We start from the raw sequence: 16,085 nt of genomic DNA, 5'->3' as shown, positions 1-16,085 counted from the left end.
GCAGGCCCGGCCTGCGGGTGCTGCCACGCTGCAGGCCGGCGCGATGGAGACAGGCCGCTTCCGCAACGCGTCGGGCACGCGCGCCTTTCGTCTCTACCGGCCGACCACGCCGCCGGCAGGAGGAACGCGGCCGCCGCTGCTCGTGATGCTGCACGGCTGCGCGCAGGGCGCCGAGGGTTTCGTGGCGACGACGCGCATGCCGGCTGAAGCGGAAGCCTACGGCTGCTGGGTGCTGTATCCCGAGCAGTCCGTCAGCGCCAACCGTCATCGCTGCTGGAATTGGTTCGATCCCGCGCACCAGCAGCGCGGCGCCGGCGAGCCGGCCATCCTCGCGGGCTTGGTCAAGAAGATGATTCGCGTCCACGGGCTGGATGCTGGTCGGGTCTTCGTTGCCGGTCTTTCGGCCGGCGGTGCGCTGGCCGTGGTGCTGGGCCGCACGTATCCGGATCTGTTCCGCGGTGTTGGCGCCTGTGCCGGCATGCCGTATGCGTCCGCGCGCACGGCGACGACGGCCGTGCTCGCAATGCGCGGACGCCACCGGCCCGCGCACGAGACCGACGATGCGACTGGCGCGGCAAGTCAGCCCGTGCGTACCGTGGTGATCCACGGCGAGCGCGACCGCACCGTCGTGCCGCGCAACGCTGACGCACTGGTCACCCAGGCGCTGCAGCCGTTCGGCGTGACGGCCGCCGACAGTGAATCCGGGATTTCCAGCGGCCGTGCGTTCACCTGCATCCGGCATCGGACGGCCGACGGGTGCGTCGTAGTGGAACAGTGGAAGATCTCAGGCGCGGGTCACGCGTGGCCGGGCGGCGGTGCTGGTGCATTCTCCGATTCGCTCGGCCCGGATGCATCGGCGATCCTGCTGCGTTTCTTTCTGGGTGCCATGGCAGACGGCCCCGGCCATCGCGCGGCCGTTGGCGCGTCTACCGGGTCCGGAACCTGACCTTGCCGGCCGCGCTGCCACCGATACGCCGCAGCAGTGCTGGCAACGCACGCGCATAGGCGCGCGGCAGGCCGACCTGCCAGAGCAGTTCCAGGGCATCGATCGGTGCGTCGCGATCCTGCAGATACCACGCGATCCGATCGCGCGTCGCGTAGGGGATCTGCGCCTGCCGCGCTTCGAGCACCTGCACGGCGTCGCCAATCCGCACGGTGCCGGTCGCGGTGACGCTCGCCAGATAGCCACGCTGATGCAGCAGCGCCTTGGCCGAGGCGAGGGCGGTGACACGGGCGCACGGCTCGCAATGGAAGGTGAGGCGCAGCTCGGCCGTTCCCATGCGTAACATCGTGCCCGACGGCAGGCCGTAGAGTCTGGCGCCACTGAGCACCGCGTTCTCGCGCAAGTCGCCGGGCCGCAGTCCGAGGCGTAGAAGGCTCTCGCGCTCGACGAGCAGCACATGGCGCAGCGGAGCGGCGCGCTGCGCGCCTTCGATGCCTGTCACGGGATCGAGCTGTAACTCGGAGCGCGGCTCCAGGGCGAGCCCAGGCTGCCGCTTGAGCATCAGCTGCTCGACGATCATCGGGTTCGATAGCGATGGTGATGGCGGTTGCAATGGCATGTGAGCCGCGCGGTCCGTGGCGGGAAGGGACGCATGCACAGCATGCAGCGAAGCCACCGATTCGGCACCTGCTGTGCTGCGCAAGCCGCCGGACCGTCCGATCGAAACCGTGCCGCAAGACGCATAACGAAGTCATATCGAACGGATCGCCCGTCGCCAGTCAGGCGCGCAAAGTCGTAACGCGGCACTAACGGCGTCGGGCGCATAGTGCGGACGATCCCTCCGAACCCTGCCTTTCTCGCAGCGTTCATCGACGACACTGCGTCGTCCCATCGTTCGTCTCGCCACTGTCGAGTGCATCAGCGATGTCATCCGTTCCCGTGCCGGGCGACCGCACGCCGCGCGCGATGGGTCACGCCGATTGCGCGCCTTTCCCCGCAAGAAAACGCCACGGACGGTTTTCCAGGAGTGCATCCATGAACAATTCGAATCCCCCCGCGTCGGGCGACATGCCCTTGGGCGATACCACCGTCGTCGCGCCGGACACGGCAGCCAACGACGCGACAGTCGACGCTTCGACCGAACCGAAGCACGACAATGACTCTGGCGACAAGATCAACGGCTCTCCCTCGGTCGTCAGATTCCGCATCAACGACAAGCGCGGCACCAGGCGCTGACCTGTTGCAGCTCGCCGTAGGCGAGTTCAACGCCCTGGCGAGCTGAGCGAGGCAGGCATGGACACAGTAACGCACATGGACTTCACCACACGGCGACAGCTGAATGCGGCTTCCGAAGGGCCACGCCCTTTGCCGCGAGACCCCAGCGCAACCCTCATGTATGACCACATGCGGTTCGATCTCGAGGCCTGCGCGGCCATCTATCGGATCGGTGATCAGCTGCGCGAAGCGCTGCGCTCCCTCGTCCAGGCAAGACGAACCGATAGCGCCACGGTGGTCAACGCGATCCGCGACGCGACGAAGGAATGCCGTCGCGAGACCGGACGGATATCAGCAGCCGCGCGAGTCCATGCGGCCCGGCGCGGAACGGGCCTGGGCCTGTCCACCCTCGTTGCCCTGGCCGATCTGCAGTTCGCCGGCTTGAGTCTCGATGCGGTCGCGAACGAGGAACCCGGTGAGTTCACGGGGCTGCTGGCCAACGCCGAGGACATCGCATCGAGCATGCGGCAGCGCGATCAGGCGGCCAGCGTGGCGCTGCATATGAAACATCCCGTGTTGTTGCGCAACTTCGATATTGCGACGGCGTAGCGCCGTTGGAATCGAGCGGATGGCGGTACGGCGATGATGTCGTCGTGCTGCGTGACGCTGTTCTGCGACGTCTCGCCGGTGCTGACGCACAGCCCTGCTTGGGCGGAGCGAGGTAAGCGCCGTCAGAGTGCCGGATCAGCGGTGACTTCGTCCGGCAACACCACCGACACCTGCGCTGCGGTTTACTTGTTCCCGCGATGCTGGCGCCGGATCCGGCGGCCGCTGCGGCCCGGCACCGCGCGTCAGGTGTGCGCGAAGACGCCCTGTAGGCTCGCCGCCGCCACGCAAAGGGCCACCACCAGCCAGCTGGGCAGGTTGCCGGCGACCAGTAGCACCACGCCAACACCGGGAATGACCATGTCCGCCGGCGTGCGGACTGCGCTGACGATCACCGGGTCGTAGAGTGCCGCCGCAAGAAGTCCCACCACGGCGGCGTTGATGCCGTGGAGCGCGGCCCGCGCACCGACGGCCTGGCGCAGCCGATCCCAGAATGGCAACGCGCCGGTCAGCAGCAGGAAGGACGGCAGGAACACGCCGAGCAATGCCAGCGTTGCCCCGGCCCATCCATTGGGTTGCGGTGTCATGGTAAAGCCGAGGTATGCGGCAAACGTAAAAAGTGGACCCGGCAGCGCCTGGGCCATGCCGTAGCCGGCCAGGAACGTGTCGGCATCAAGCCAGCCGCGGCCCACGGTTTCGGCGTCGAGCAGCGGGAGCACCACATGCCCGCCGCCGAACACGAGCGCGCCGGACCGGTAGAACCCGTCGAACACCGCGACACCATGGCTGCCGCTCCAGGCGGCCAGCGGCGACAAGCCGACCAGGCCCAGCGCAAACAGTGCCAAGGCGACCACTGCCCAGCGTCGCCGATACGGCGTTTGCTCAGGCGCGGACCGGCTGTGGACTGTTGCGTCGAGCAGATACCAACCGAGCAGGCCTCCGCCGGCGATGACGCCAAACTGCGTCCAGGCGGACGGAAAGGCGGTGCAGACGCAGGCCGCAGCGACAGCGATCCCGACGCGGAGGGATCCGATGCAGAGCTGTCGACCCATGGTCCACACGGCGTGCGCCACGATGGCCACCGCGGCGAGCTTGAGGCCGTGCAGCCACGACGCATGCGCCACGTCGCTCAGGCCGGCCACGCCGTAGGCGGCTGCGATCATCAGCAGCGCCGAAGGGAGTGTGAAGCCCAGCCAGGCCGCCAGCGCGCCGGTGATGCCGGCACGGTGCAGGCCAAGCCCCATCCCGACCTGGCTGCTGGCCGGGCCGGGCAGGAATTGGCATAGCGCGACCAGATCGGCGTAAGCCACCTCGCTCAGCCAGCGCCGCCGCTCCACGAATTCCCGATGAAAGTAGGCCAGGTGCGCGACCGGGCCGCCGAACGACGTGAGGCCCAGCACCAGGAACGCCCGGAACACTTCGCCCGCGCCGAAAACGGCTTGCTGGGGTGCGGTCTCGTCGCTGTCGTGGGCCACGTCAGGCGGCCGGCTGAGCGGTCGAGCGCGGGCAGGCCCGCCACGTACCGGGCTGAAGGGACACCGGCTCAGCCCACCCGCGCGAAGCGGCAGTAGAGGAACGACTGGACACTGCCGCCAGGCGTGGCGTGCGCGTCGGCCGCCTGGTCTTCCAGCCGGAACGCTCCGCCGAACACTTGCGCGAGGCCGGCCGCATCGTAGCGAACGACCGGCAGGCCACTGCAGCGCGTCGGACCGTCGGGCGCGAACGTGGCGATCACCAGGTGGCCGTCAGGCTTCAGCGCGTGCACGACCTGGCTCACGTAGGCTGCCTGGTCCGCCTCGTTGGTCAGGAAGTGGAACACGGCGCGGTCGTGCCAGAGATCCAGGCTCTGTGGTTCGAGCGCGATCGTGCGCACGTCGCCGTGCAGCCAGGCCACCCCGCCGGCCGCCGCACCGAGGCGGTCGCGGGCCGTCGACAGCGCGCCTTCCGACAGGTCGAGCACCGACAGATGCCGATAGCCCTGCGCCAGCAGATCGTCCACCAGGGTCGAGGCCCCGCCGCCGACATCCAGGATGTGGGCGCAGCGATCAGGTGCGACGTCGTTGATGAAGGCCAGGGAACGCTCCAGGTGCGGGCGGTACCAGCTGACCTCCGTGGACGGCCGGGCGCGGTACGCGCGTTCCCAGTGCTCGGGCGTATTCGATGCGTCGGTGAATGCGGGGTTTTGCGGAACGGACATGGCGCGGAGCGCTCTTTGATCAGGATCCCGAAGGGTAGCGCCAACCCTGGCCGTTGGCCCGGCCAAGCAGAGCGCCGGCCAGCCGTCGGTTCTGAGCAACGCCGCACCCGTGATCTTCGCCTCGGCGACGCGCAACGGCAGCCGCCGCGGTCGTCGCAGCAGGACCGGTCACGCCGAGCATCGCCGCCGCCGCTACGCCCAACACCCCCCGGCTTTGTGGGCCGACGGCCAAGCCAGTGCCCGCCATGGAAGACCCGCGCACTATCACGCCCTGCACGCATCTGCAGTTCATGGCCAAGAACATCGAACGCATCGGCGATCACGCGGCCACTATCGCCGAGAACGTCCACTTCTGCGTTCACGGCGCACCGCTGGTGCAGCAGCGCCCCAAGAGCGATCGGTCGAGCTATCTGACGTCGGAGGCCAGCTCCTGATGGCGTTTCCGGCTCGGGTGAGACCTTGCGAAGCTTCATTTGTTCCACAATAATCGAACAATGGAAACTAAAGCCGCACTCAAAGCCCTCGCTGCTTTGGCGCAAGACTCGCGCCTGGCAATCTTCCGTCATCTGGTCGAGCTGGGTCCCCAGGGCGCGCACGCTGGCGCCATTGGCGAAGCGCTGGGATTGCCTGCCGCGACGTTGTCGTTCCATCTGAAGGAACTCAACCACGCCGAGCTGGTGGACAGTCGACAGGAAGGGCGGTTCGTTCGCTACATGGCCAACCTCGCCACGATCCAGGCCATGGTGGGTTATCTGACGGAAACGTGTTGCGGCGGCAGGCCTGAGATGTGCGCACCTGTCGCCGTACCGCTGCCTATGCCGACGGTGAAGCGCAAGACGGCGCGTACCCAATGAGTGTCGCTGTGGCGCATCGTCCGTTCCGCGTGTTGTTCCTGTGCACCGGTAATTCCGCACGTAGCATTCTGTGCGAAGCCACCTTGCGGCACTGGGGCGATGGACGTTTCGACGTGTTCAGCGCCGGCAGCCAACCCGCCGGCCGGGTTCATCCCAATGCGCTGACGCAACTGCGTCAAGCCGGGATCGCCACCGACGGTCTTTCGAGCAAATCCTGGGATCAGTTTGCGGCCGCGGGGTCGACGCCCATGGATCTCGTCATCACGGTTTGCCACAGCGCGTCGCAGGAGCCATGTCCTGTGTTTTTCGGCGACTTCGTCCGAGCGCACTGGGGATTGCCCGATCCCTCCGGCACGGTCGGTGATGCCGCGGCCATTGCCCAGGCGTTTGCCGCCACCCACGCGCTGATTACGGCGCGTGTCCAGGCACTGGTCGCAGCGCCCGTTGAAACGTTGAGCGCCGAAGCGCTTGGCGCGGTGGTCAACGCGATTGCCGAGCAGTACCCGGTTCCTCCCGAGCGGGCGTCATGAGTGCCGCAGCATTGACCTCCGCCGCGCCATCCGCACGACTGGGGGTGTTCGAGCGCTACCTCACGGTGTGGGTCGCTGCCTGCATTGCGACAGGAACTGCCCTTGGCTACGCGCTGCCGGGCGTCTTTACGACATTGAGTGCCTGGGAGCTGGCCAAGGTCAACCTGCCTGTGGCGGTGCTGATCTGGATCATGATCATCCCGATGTTGTTGAAGGTCGATTTCGCCGCGATGGGGGACTTGCGCCAGCATTGGCGCGGCATCGGCGTGACGGTATTCGTCAACTGGGCGGTCAAGCCGTTTTCGATGGCGCTGCTCGGCTGGATCTTCATCCGCCACGTGTTTGCGGCCTATCTGCCGCCCGATCAGATCGACGCCTACATCGCCGGGTTGATCCTGCTGGCGGCGGCACCGTGTACGGCGATGGTCTTCGTCTGGAGCAATCTGTGTGGAGGTGAGCCCAAGTTCACGCTGAGCCAGGTCGCTCTCAACGACGCGATCATGGTCGTGGCTTTCGCACCCCTGGTAGCGTTGCTGCTGGGTTTGTCGTCGATAACGATTCCATGGGCCACGCTGCTGGTTTCCGTCGGTCTCTACATCATCGTCCCGGTGGTCATCGCGGTCGTGGTGCGACGGTTGCTGGTAAGCCGCGGTGGTGAACGTGCGCTGCAGGCACTGCTGGCGCGCTTGGGGCCGTGGTCACTCATCGCGCTGTTGCTGACGCTGGTGTTGCTGTTCGGTTTTCAAGGTCGGCAGATCGTGGCGCAGCCGATCGTGATCGCGATTCTTGCTGTGCCTATCCTGATCCAGGTCTATTTCAATGCCGGTCTTGCGTACTGGCTCAATCGCCGTCTTGGTGTCGCGCACTGCGTCGCCGGCCCATCGGCGTTGATCGGCGCCAGCAACTTTTTCGAACTCGCCGTGGCAACGGCCGTCAGCGTCTTTGGTGTGCACTCGGGTGCTGCGTTGGCGACCGTCGTCGGCGTACTGATCGAGGTGCCCGTCATGCTGACGGTAGTTCGGGGTGTCAACGCTTCGCGTGGCTGGTACGACCGGCGCTGACGTCAAGCACTCGTGCAGACCCTTGGAGAACGCAATGCAGCGACCGTATCGCGTGTTATATCTGTGCACCGGCAATTCAGCCCGTAGCATCCTGGCCGAAGCCCTGACTCGCCGGCTCGCGCACGGCCGCTTCGAGGCGTTCAGCGCGGGCAGCCACCCGCGAGGCGAAGTCCATCCGATGGTGTTGGAGCTGTTGCGCAGCGTCGACCTTCCCACCGAAGGATTGCGCAGCAAGAGTTGGTCCGAGTTCGCCGTGCCCGATGCGCCAGAAATGGATTTCATCATTACGGTCTGCGATCGCGCCGCAGGGGAACTCTGTCCGGTTTGGCCTGGGCATCCCATTACCGGACACTGGAGTGTTCCCGACCCCGCCGCGGCTGCTGGGCCGCTCCCGATCCAGCAAGCCGCTTTTCGCAGTGCGATGTACGTGCTGAAACAACGGGTTTCATTGCTGACCGAGCTGAAGGTCGAATCGCTCGACCGTATGGCGCTGCGCACGCGACTCGGCGAAATCGCCCAACAGACATCAAGCCATTCCGAGTCCGAGCGGCCGGTTTGACCTCACGTTATTGCTGAACAACCAGAGAGCGACAATGACGATTCGTGTAGGCATCAACGGCTTCGGCCGCATGGGGCGGCTGACGTTGCGCGCCGCCTGGGATTCCCCCGATCTGCGCTTCGTGCAGATCACCGACCCGGCTGGCGATGCTTCCACCCTGGCGCATCTGCTGAACTTCGATTCGGTGCACGGTCGCTGGTCGCACGAGGCCCGCCCCGACGCAGACGCATTGGTCATCGGAGACCGACGGATACCCGTTACGCGCAACAAAGCTATCGCGGATACCGATTGGTCGTCCTGCGACGTCGTCATCGAAGCATCGGGTAAGTTTCGCAAGACGGAGGTACTCAGGCCGTATCTCGACCAGGGTGTCAAACGCATCGTGGTCACTGCGCCAGTCAAGGAAGCCGGCGTGCTCGATTGCGTGGTCGGTGTCAATCACGACCGCTTCGATCCGGCCGTCCATCGCATCGTCACGGCTGCTTCCTGCACGACCAACTGCCTTGCGCCCGTGGTGAAGGTGATCCACGAAGGCCTGCGTATCCGCCACGGCAGCCTGACGACCATCCACAGCCTGACCAATACCCAGGTCATCGTGGACGCGCCGCACAAGGACCTGCGCCGGGCACGGGCGTGCGGGTCCAGTCTCATACCGACGTCGACCGGTTCGGCCACTGCCATCGCGCAGATCTTTCCGGAACTCAAAGGCCGCTTGAACGGGCATGCCGTGCGCGTGCCGTTGACCAATGCGTCACTCACCGATTGCGTGTTCGAGGTCGAGCAGTCCACGACGGTCGAGGAAGTGAACGCACTGCTGAAAGCCGCTGCCGATGGCCCTCTGCGCGGCATCCTCGGTTACGAGGAACGACCGTTGGTCTCGATCGATTACCGTGGCGACCCGCGATCCGGCGTCGTCGACGCCTTGTCCACCCTGGTCGTCAACGGCACGCACGTCAAAATCTACGCGTGGTACGACAATGAATGGGGTTATGTGAACAGGACGGCCGAGCTCGTCCGCCTGGTCGGCGCAGCCGATCAGTGAGCACCGTGGCAGCCCATCGTTCCGCCGCGGTTCGCCAGTACTTCCTGATCACCGGGAACTATTGGGCGTTCACGTTGACGGACGGTGCGCTGCGCATGCTGGTGGTGCTGCACTTCCATCAGCTGGGCTATACACCGCTGCAGGTCGCGCTGCTTTTCCTGTTCTACGAAATCTTCGGCGTCATTACCAACCTGGTTGGCGGCTGGCTCGGTGCGCGCATCGGGCTCAATCGCACGATGAACATCGGGCTGGCCTTGCAGGTCGTTGCGCTGGGCATGCTGACGGTGCCTGCGGTCGCTCTGACCGTGCCGTGGGTGATGGCCGCCCAGGCCTTGTCGGGTATCGCCAAGGATCTGAACAAGATGAGCGCCAAGAGCAGCATCAAGCTGCTCGTGCCCGGCGATCAGCCAGGCGCGTTGTATCGATGGGTCGCGGCGCTGACCGGCTCGAAGAACGCGCTCAAAGGCATCGGGTTCTTCCTCGGTGGTGCGTTGCTCACGGCGTTCGGCTTTCGCGTCGCGATCGCCGGCATGGCCATCGGTCTGGTGCTGGTGTGGGTGGTCAGTCTGATCGCGCTGCAGCGCGATCTGGGCAAGGCCCGGAACAAGCCGAAGTTCCGCGATATGTTTTCCAAGAGCCGCGCGATCAACCTGCTGTCCGCGGCGCGCCTGTTCCTGTTCGGTGCTCGCGATGTCTGGTTTGTGGTGGCGCTGCCTGTCTTCCTTGCCACGGCGCTGGCTTGGAGCGATTGGTCGGTCGGTGCCTTCCTGGCCAGTTGGGTGATCGGCTACGGCATTGTGCAATCACTTGCGCCGTATTTCACGGGCCGTCGCAGCGGTCGTGTTCCCGACGGCAGGAGCGCATTTGCGTGGGCGGCCGCACTGGCCGTTGCGCCGGCGGCAATGGCTCTGCTGCTCGGTTACGGGGTTGACGCGACGCTCGTGCTGGTCGTCGGCTTGGCTCTGTTCGGTGTGCTGTTCGCCATCAACTCCTCGTTGCATAGCTACCTCATCGTGAGCTACGCCACCGAGGACGGCGTGTCCCTCGATGTCGGCTTCTACTACATGGCCAACGCTATGGGCCGTCTGCTCGGCACCGTGCTCTCCGGTGCGGTCTTCCAGGCCGGCGGCCTGGTTCCTTGCCTCTGGATTGCAACTGCGCTGGTGGTGGCCGCAGCGTTCCTTTCGTTAGCATTGCCTCGGCACCGTTCGCTGGCTGAGTTGCCTCAGGGAGCGTTCGATGCCGACGCCTGACCGTGTGCCGGCGCGCACTACCGCCTTTCGTGCCGAGGTGATCGCGCCATCGTCGGAAAGCGGGCCGAAGCCCGTGTGGACCGTGCGTGCCACCATTGTTCGCCAATCCGCACCGCGGCCGCGCTTCGTCGTACTGCCGCCGTCGCTGACCTTTGCAGCCACGTTCGTCGCCGACGTCACGCTGGCGAGCGTTGCGATCGGACGCCGAACGATCAAGCCCTGGGACGCATTGCATTGGTATTTCGAACTGTCTGCCGAACACTGCGCGCATGCCGGCGTCGACACAGGCGATTCGGTGGAGCTGCAGATCTCGCCAGCCTGCGAAGACAGGCCCGACGATCTGGCCGCGCTGCTGTGTCAGGACCGCACCTTGCAGGTCGCGTGGGACGCATTGGCGGTCACCTACAGGCGCCAGCTTGCCGAATGGATCCGGCAAGCCAAGCGCGACGAGACCCGGCAACGCCGCGCCGATGACGTGGTACGTCGACTGCGGCGCTATGTGCATTGCAAGCAGCGATTTCTTCCGCTGCCCGATACCGAAAGCCCCGACTAACAGGCCCAGTGTGCCGATCCACACGTTTCCGAACGATAGATTGCGCATGATTTCGCCGCGAGACGAGGCGCAGCGAGGAGACGTACCGCATTAGCGCGGAGCCGCAACGGCGTATGGCGGCGAATGACTCTGGAATGGTCGGAAGCTGATGGGCTGGCGCACGAAAGGCGCCGGCGCCGCGCGAGCCAAAAGGCCGTGGCGGCGCAGCGGTTCACCTTGTATCGCCCGTCGATCAGTGAGTTCGGCAGCAACGCAAGGTCAGCACCGTACGTACTCGGTGTGTGATCTGTCGCAGCACGCCAACGAACGGATACTTCCACTGGTCGAGCAGTCGGCGGGGCACGGTACTTCCGAACCACAAGCCGACGCCGTCGGCGTCCAGTCGAGTCTTGGGGTGGCGGCGGGTGCCGAAAACCCAATCCCACAGCAACAGGGTCGCGCCGTAGTTGCTGTTGGCCAGATCAGGGTCGCGCGCATGATGCCAGCGGTGTAGCTCGGCCATGCTGAAAATCGTGTTCAGGACGCCGAGCCGGAAGTCCACGTTGGCATGGCTGAGCACGCCGTGAACGTTGTGGAGTACGCCCGCCACGAAAAGCACCTGCGGCGGCGCGCCGAGCACGGCCAGCGGCACCAGGGTCAGCGCTGCGGTAAGAAACGCATTGATTGGGTGGAAACGTGAAAAGTTGAACGAGTACAGTCGTTCGGGCGCGTGGTGGATGGCGTGGGTGCGCCACAGGAAGCCGTTCGATTCGTGGCTCGCACGGTGGTAGAGGTAGGGGAAGAAATCGCCAACCGCCAAGGCCAGGAAAACCTGCGGCGCGAAGGGCCACTGTGTCGGCCACAGCGCGACACCGTTAGCCGCCCACTGGCCGAGCAGCACGATCACGACCGCCCAGACGGCGGCTTCCGCGATGGCGACGACGACCGACGTCGTGCCGAGGTAGACCAGGTCGGTCCCTGTGCCAGGCCCCGTATTCCAGCGCGTTGCGTAGGGCAAGTGCCGCTCGAGTCCGAACGTCAGCAGCAGCACTGCTGCAACGATGACGGGCATCAGCCAGCCGACGGAATCGGGTGCGTAGCCTTTCCACGCGGCGATTCCAGCGCCGCCGAACAGCAACGGGAACGCGGCGAAACGGAGCAGGGTGCGGAGCGTGGCGTGCATCGGTCGGTGGTCCTCGAGGGAAAGCGGTCGATGCCTTCAGGCCGCGGAATGGGCCAGGAGGCTGGGATGGCGCGACAGCGCGTAGGCCAATGGGCAGCACGCCAGAAGTGCCAGAGACAGAGCAAGAAACACGGCATCGCTGCCGATCCATCCGGATGCGGCAGCCACCGCGAACGGGCCTGCGGCGCGGGCAATTCCCTGGGCGCGGGCGATGATCCCGTTGGTGCGACCGGCGGCGTCGGTGCCAAAGAGCAGCGGCACGATCCAGGGGCGCACCAGCGTGTGCAGCCCGGCACCGATCCCGAAGATCGCCACGCCGGAAAACGCGCCGGCCAAGGATCCCGACGTTCCGAGCAGGGCAAGCCCCACGACCTGCAAGGCCATCGGTGCGACCAGCAGACCGCGCGGGGACACGGCTCGGCCGCCGCCGCGCCATAGCCAGACGCGACCAGGCAACTGCATCACGCCCAGGGCGGCCAAAGCCCACGCCGCCTGGTCGATGGAATGGCCGCGCGCGACCAGGCTGGGAACCACGAGCGTGGTCAGTGCCATCGCGGCGAAGGTTGCGGCGACGAAAGGTGCGCCGCTCCACCAGAGCAGGCGCCGGTCCACCGGGTCGCCTGCCGGTGCCGATGCCGAGGTCGGGCGCGTGCGCCGGTCCGACGCGTGCAGTCCTGGCAACGCTGCCCGCTCCAGCCACACCGTAGCGAGCAGCCAGACCACGACCAGCACGCGCAGGGTGAGACGCCAGCCCAGATGCGCCACGCCGGCACCGACCAACGGCAGAAACAGCGTGCTGGCCAGTCCACCCACGACGGTCACGCTGGCCAAAGCGCGCAGACGGGTCGCCGGATCGCCGTAGGCGCGTGTGATCAGCGCGAACGCTGTTTCGTAGAGGACCAGGGCCATGCAGGCGCCCAGTCCTGTCCAGACGGCGTAGAGACCCGCCAGGCTGTCGACCCAGGACCACGCCAGCAGCAGTCCGGCGCCGGCGAGCGCGCCGCCGCGCAGCAGGGCCACGCCACGGCCGCGGTCGAGCCAGCGGCCTACGGCGGTGGCCAGCACGGCGTTGACGGCCAGGCCGGCGGAGAACGCGCCCGCTATCGCCGCATCCGAGGTGCCCCACTCGTCGCGCATGGGTACCAGCAGGACGGAGAAAGCGTAGTACAGAATGCCCCAGTAGACGCATTGGCCCGCGCCCAGGATCCAGACCACGGGCCAACGCGGGTCACTCATGCGCGGGCCGGGCCGCAGCAGGACGACGTGGCGGGAGCGGCCGCCGCCACCACGGGCGCCGATACGGTGGCAGACCCACAGCCGCAACCGGCCTCTCCGCTGGCCTTGGCGTCGGCGTCGGCCATACAGCAGGCGTCGGCGTCGGCCGGTGCGGGGCCGCCGCAGCACGCCGCAGCGGCCAGCGGCGCCGCCTCGTCAGCACCGAACTGGGTGTTGCACACCCCGGTCTCCGGCAACACCAGCTCGACCCGCCGCGCCGCCTCCCAGTCACCGGCGATCGCGGCGGCGACGGAACGCACCTGCTCGTACCCGGTCAGCAGCAGGAACGTCGGTGCCCGGCCGTAGCTCTTCATGCCGACGACGTAGAGGTTGGCATCGGGATGCCGGAGCTCCACGGCACCGTGCGGCCGCACGCTGCCGCAGCTGTGGAGATTGGGATCGATCAACGGTGCGAGCGCCGAAGGCGCCTGCGTGCCGGCATCTAACTCGAGCCGCACCTCGCTGAGGATGCTCACGTCGGGCCGGAAGCCCGTGGCGCCGATCAACTCGTCGACCGGGGGCAGTGGCGTGGTGTCGCTCCAGGCGATCCATCCGGTGTCCGCGTGTCCGATGCGGTCGATGTGGGCGCTGGTGTGGACCACGATGGCGCCCTCGTCGACGAGACGCGCGATGCGCAGCCCCAGTCGACCGCGTTCCTGCAACTGGTCGTTTTCGCCGCCGCCCAGCACCCGCTGCAGCGAGGGGCGACGCACGGCCCAGTGGATCTGCATGCCGGGCGCTGTCTGGGCCAGACGGGCGAGATCGGTCAGCACATTGAATGCCGAATGGCCGCTGCCGACGACGAGTACCCGTTTGCCGGCGTAGCGGCTGCGGGCGGTGCCAAGCACGTCGGGTATTCCGTAGGTGATGTGAGCAGCTGCGGCGCGCTCGCCCAGAGCGGGCAGGCCCGCCGCGCCGATCGGGTTGGGCGTGTCGAGGGTTCCGGAGGCGTCGACGACGGCCTGCGCCAGCAGTTCGCGCTCCTGGCCGCCCTGCAGGTAGCGAACCACGAAGGGCGTGGTGTCGCGCTGAGTGTTCTTCATCCGGTCGCGCTGATGCCTGGTCACACCGACGACGCGTGCGTCGAGGTGGATCAGCGGGGCCAGCTCCCGCGTGGCGGCGAGCGGTTCCAGATACTGCTCCACGAGGTCGCGCCCGGTAGGGAACTGTGCCGGGTCTGGCGGCTGCCAGCCGTGCGCGGTGAGGAGTTCCGCGCAGCGCGCGTCGATGTTGTATTGCCAGGGCGAGAACATCCGCACATGCGACCACCGCCGGATGCCGGCAGCGACCTGAGCGCCGGCTTCCAGCACGATCGGGGTCAGGCCGCGGGCGCGGAGTTGGGCAGCGGCGGCCAGGCCCACGGGGCCGGCACCGATGACGACGACGGGCAACGAACTAGACATGGCGCACCTCAGGTTCAGTGGGAAGGCTGCCGGCGGCGCCGGCGAGGTTTTCTGGAATCAGCCGTTCGACGATCACGACATCGAGCCATTGGCCGTCGAGCCGGCCGTGCTTTTCGTAGCGGCCGACTTCGCGAAATCCGCAGGCCCGGCACAGCGCCAGGCTGGCGGTGTTGAACGGAAAGACGCGCGACAGGACTTTCCAGAATCCGGCCGCGCGGGCCGCGTCGATCAGGTCGCCCAGAAGGACGCGCCCGACGCCCTGACCACGCACCGCCGCATCGACGTAGATCGAAAACTCCGCGATCCCGGCGTAGCAGTCGCGCGCGCGGTAGCTGCTCAAGCCGGCCCAGCCGACGACCCGGTCCGGTGGATCCGTCGCGACCCGCAGCGGGTAGCGGCTGTCGGCGATGCGCGGCAACAGATCGTCGACGCTGCGGGGCTGGGTTTCGAACGTGGCACTGCGCGCGGCGATGCCCTCGTTGTAGATGGCAGTGATCGCCGGTGCGTCGGTGGCAAACGCCGAGCGGGTGGAGATGTGGAGCGTGGAAACGGGGATGGTCATAGTGTTGTCAGTGCCAACTATAGGAGCAAATGAAAGGTCAGCTGCAGCCGGTGGTGGCGCACGAAGGCGCGCAGTTGCCGACGCTGACGCCGGAGACGAAGCGTGCTTCGGCGGCCTTGGCCAGGCGCCGGATGACGTCCGTTACGGTGGCTCGAACCTGAGGATCCAGGTCGGCCAGGAGTTCAGCCTGTTGCGCGATCAGCCCGCGGTTGATGGTGTCGTAGAGCGCTCGGCCGCTGGCCGTGATCCGCAAGGACACCGCGCGGGCGTCTTCCTCGTCGGTACGCCGCTCGACGTAGCCCTTGCGCTCCAGCGCATCGACCACCCGGGTAGTGGTGCTCTTGTCGAGCAACAGCAGCCCGGCCAGGGTCTGGCTGCGCATCGGACCGTGGTCCGCCAGCGCCTCCAGCGCGTAGCACTGGGTCACGGAGATGTCGTAACAGCAGATGCGGTCGCGGTCGCGGAACTGATACACGCGAACCAGGTCCGCGAGCGCCGCGTTCAACGCCGCCGCGTCGGCCAGCAAGGCCTGGGACGGGGTGCGTGCGCGGTCTTTTGGATTCGGTTGCATGTGCCAACTATATCCAGCCGCCGGCAACTATTGCAAGCGGCATTTTGAGTTCAACTCTGACGACCACCGCATGACAGGGATTGTCTTCGACGCCGAAGACGATGATGGAGTGGTGGTGCACGGCATGCACTACCTGGAACCGCAGCGTGTGACTACGTAGGTGCTGGAGTGGGATCGCGCCCTACGTGCAGCGCGAACCCGGCTGGCGTGGGTGCGATGTGCAGGCGGAATCCGTTCCTCCAGGAAATCAGGCTGGCGATGTTCCCGATGCCAGCATTCCCTTCGTCACGCCATCGTCC

General features: G+C 66.7%; 18 protein-coding genes and 1 pseudogene. 11 read left to right on the top strand and 8 right to left on the bottom strand.

The window, feature by feature from the left end; genetic code table 11:
- Nucleotides 1-43: 43 nt before the first annotated feature.
- Entirely contained in the window at nucleotides 44-946 is a 903-nt protein-coding gene (locus RUU78_RS01940) for a PHB depolymerase family esterase (RefSeq protein ID WP_313913123.1), read from the top strand.
- Here the strand turns inward: RUU78_RS01940 and RUU78_RS01935 are convergent.
- The gene (locus RUU78_RS01935; RefSeq protein ID WP_313913121.1) at nucleotides 927-1,562 is read right to left on the bottom strand and encodes an MOSC domain-containing protein; all 636 of its coding nucleotides are present in this window, start codon (nucleotides 1,560-1,562) and stop codon (nucleotides 927-929) included. The two genes, RUU78_RS01940 and RUU78_RS01935, sit on opposite strands and share 20 nt — an antisense overlap.
- Before the next feature lie 416 nt (nucleotides 1,563-1,978).
- Here RUU78_RS01935 and RUU78_RS01930 point away from each other — a divergent pair, with 416 nt between their 5' ends.
- Together RUU78_RS01930 and RUU78_RS01925 are read left to right on the top strand one after the other, a co-directional pair.
- Nucleotides 1,979-2,179, top strand: coding sequence for a hypothetical protein (locus tag RUU78_RS01930; RefSeq protein ID WP_313913119.1), 201 nt, complete (start codon nucleotides 1,979-1,981; stop codon nucleotides 2,177-2,179).
- A 156-nt stretch (nucleotides 2,180-2,335) separates the two neighbouring features.
- Nucleotides 2,336-2,767: a hypothetical protein gene (locus RUU78_RS01925; RefSeq protein ID WP_313913118.1), complete on the top strand. Its 432-nt coding sequence runs from the start codon at nucleotides 2,336-2,338 to the stop codon at nucleotides 2,765-2,767.
- Between the two features lie 242 nt (nucleotides 2,768-3,009).
- On the opposite strand, the gene chrA is transcribed toward RUU78_RS01925, so the two are convergent.
- On the bottom strand, nucleotides 3,010-4,239 hold the full coding sequence (gene chrA, locus RUU78_RS01920) for a chromate efflux transporter (RefSeq protein WP_313913116.1): 1,230 nt from the start codon (nucleotides 4,237-4,239) through the stop codon (nucleotides 3,010-3,012).
- Between the two features lie 68 nt (nucleotides 4,240-4,307).
- The gene (locus tag RUU78_RS01915) at nucleotides 4,308-4,961 is read right to left on the bottom strand and encodes a class I SAM-dependent methyltransferase (RefSeq protein WP_313913114.1); all 654 of its coding nucleotides are present in this window, start codon (nucleotides 4,959-4,961) and stop codon (nucleotides 4,308-4,310) included.
- Nucleotides 4,962-5,206: 245 nt separating this feature from the next.
- On the opposite strand from RUU78_RS01915, the pseudogene RUU78_RS01910 reads away from it, so the two are divergent.
- The 8 genes and pseudogenes from RUU78_RS01910 to RUU78_RS01875 all read left to right on the top strand — a co-directional run.
- A pseudogene (locus RUU78_RS01910) lies at nucleotides 5,207-5,395 on the top strand (PhoU domain-containing protein); the annotation flags it as partial.
- A gap of 60 nt (nucleotides 5,396-5,455) precedes the next feature.
- On the top strand, nucleotides 5,456-5,815 hold the full coding sequence (locus RUU78_RS01905) for a helix-turn-helix transcriptional regulator (protein WP_313913113.1): 360 nt from the start codon (nucleotides 5,456-5,458) through the stop codon (nucleotides 5,813-5,815).
- On the top strand, nucleotides 5,812-6,345 hold the full coding sequence (locus RUU78_RS01900) for an arsenate reductase ArsC (protein ID WP_313913110.1): 534 nt from the start codon (nucleotides 5,812-5,814) through the stop codon (nucleotides 6,343-6,345). Before RUU78_RS01905 ends, RUU78_RS01900 begins: the two co-directional genes overlap by 4 nt.
- The gene (gene arsB, locus RUU78_RS01895; RefSeq protein WP_313913108.1) at nucleotides 6,342-7,406 is read left to right on the top strand and encodes an ACR3 family arsenite efflux transporter; all 1,065 of its coding nucleotides are present in this window, start codon (nucleotides 6,342-6,344) and stop codon (nucleotides 7,404-7,406) included. The genes RUU78_RS01900 and arsB overlap by 4 nt, the downstream gene beginning before the upstream one ends.
- Before the next feature lie 34 nt (nucleotides 7,407-7,440).
- Nucleotides 7,441-7,965 carry an arsenate reductase ArsC gene (locus RUU78_RS01890; protein WP_313913106.1) on the top strand — a complete coding sequence of 175 codons (525 nt, stop codon included), beginning with the start codon at nucleotides 7,441-7,443 and terminating at the stop codon, nucleotides 7,963-7,965.
- Nucleotides 7,966-7,999: 34 nt separating this feature from the next.
- Nucleotides 8,000-9,007, top strand: coding sequence for an ArsJ-associated glyceraldehyde-3-phosphate dehydrogenase (locus RUU78_RS01885; protein WP_313913104.1), 1,008 nt, complete (start codon nucleotides 8,000-8,002; stop codon nucleotides 9,005-9,007).
- A complete protein-coding gene (gene arsJ, locus RUU78_RS01880; protein WP_313913102.1) occupies nucleotides 9,004-10,260 on the top strand; it encodes an organoarsenical effux MFS transporter ArsJ in 1,257 nt (418 codons plus the stop codon). The genes RUU78_RS01885 and arsJ overlap by 4 nt, the downstream gene beginning before the upstream one ends.
- On the top strand, nucleotides 10,247-10,813 hold the full coding sequence (locus RUU78_RS01875; RefSeq protein WP_313913100.1) for a YdeI/OmpD-associated family protein: 567 nt from the start codon (nucleotides 10,247-10,249) through the stop codon (nucleotides 10,811-10,813). The genes arsJ and RUU78_RS01875 overlap by 14 nt, the downstream gene beginning before the upstream one ends.
- A 232-nt stretch (nucleotides 10,814-11,045) precedes the next feature.
- Here the strand turns inward: RUU78_RS01875 and RUU78_RS01870 are convergent, their stop codons facing one another.
- The 5 genes from RUU78_RS01870 to RUU78_RS01850 all read right to left on the bottom strand — a co-directional run bounded on the left by RUU78_RS01870 (nucleotide 11,046) and on the right by RUU78_RS01850 (nucleotide 15,786).
- Nucleotides 11,046-11,930 (bottom strand): sterol desaturase family protein, encoded by an 885-nt coding sequence (locus RUU78_RS01870; RefSeq protein WP_313913099.1) that lies wholly within the window; start codon nucleotides 11,928-11,930, stop codon nucleotides 11,046-11,048.
- A gap of 81 nt (nucleotides 11,931-12,011) precedes the next feature.
- Nucleotides 12,012-13,211: an MFS transporter gene (locus RUU78_RS01865; protein WP_313913097.1), complete on the bottom strand. Its 1,200-nt coding sequence runs from the start codon at nucleotides 13,209-13,211 to the stop codon at nucleotides 12,012-12,014.
- Nucleotides 13,208-14,653 carry an FAD-dependent oxidoreductase gene (locus tag RUU78_RS01860; protein ID WP_313913095.1) on the bottom strand — a complete coding sequence of 482 codons (1,446 nt, stop codon included), beginning with the start codon at nucleotides 14,651-14,653 and terminating at the stop codon, nucleotides 13,208-13,210. Before RUU78_RS01860 ends, RUU78_RS01865 begins: the two co-directional genes overlap by 4 nt.
- Complete coding sequence (locus tag RUU78_RS01855; RefSeq protein ID WP_313913093.1) at nucleotides 14,646-15,215, bottom strand: arsinothricin resistance N-acetyltransferase ArsN1 family A; 570 nt, start codon at nucleotides 15,213-15,215, stop codon at nucleotides 14,646-14,648. Before RUU78_RS01855 ends, RUU78_RS01860 begins: the two co-directional genes overlap by 8 nt.
- 37 nt (nucleotides 15,216-15,252) lie before the next feature.
- On the bottom strand, nucleotides 15,253-15,786 hold the full coding sequence (locus tag RUU78_RS01850) for a MarR family transcriptional regulator (protein ID WP_313913091.1): 534 nt from the start codon (nucleotides 15,784-15,786) through the stop codon (nucleotides 15,253-15,255).
- Nucleotides 15,787-16,085 lie beyond the last annotated feature (299 nt).

Origin of the sequence: Tahibacter sp., from assembly GCF_032229445.1 — a bacterium.
Taxonomy (GTDB): Bacteria; Pseudomonadota; Gammaproteobacteria; order Xanthomonadales; family Rhodanobacteraceae; genus Tahibacter.
Note: the sequence above shows the minus strand (reverse complement) of the source record. Positions and strands in the feature narration are given on the sequence as shown.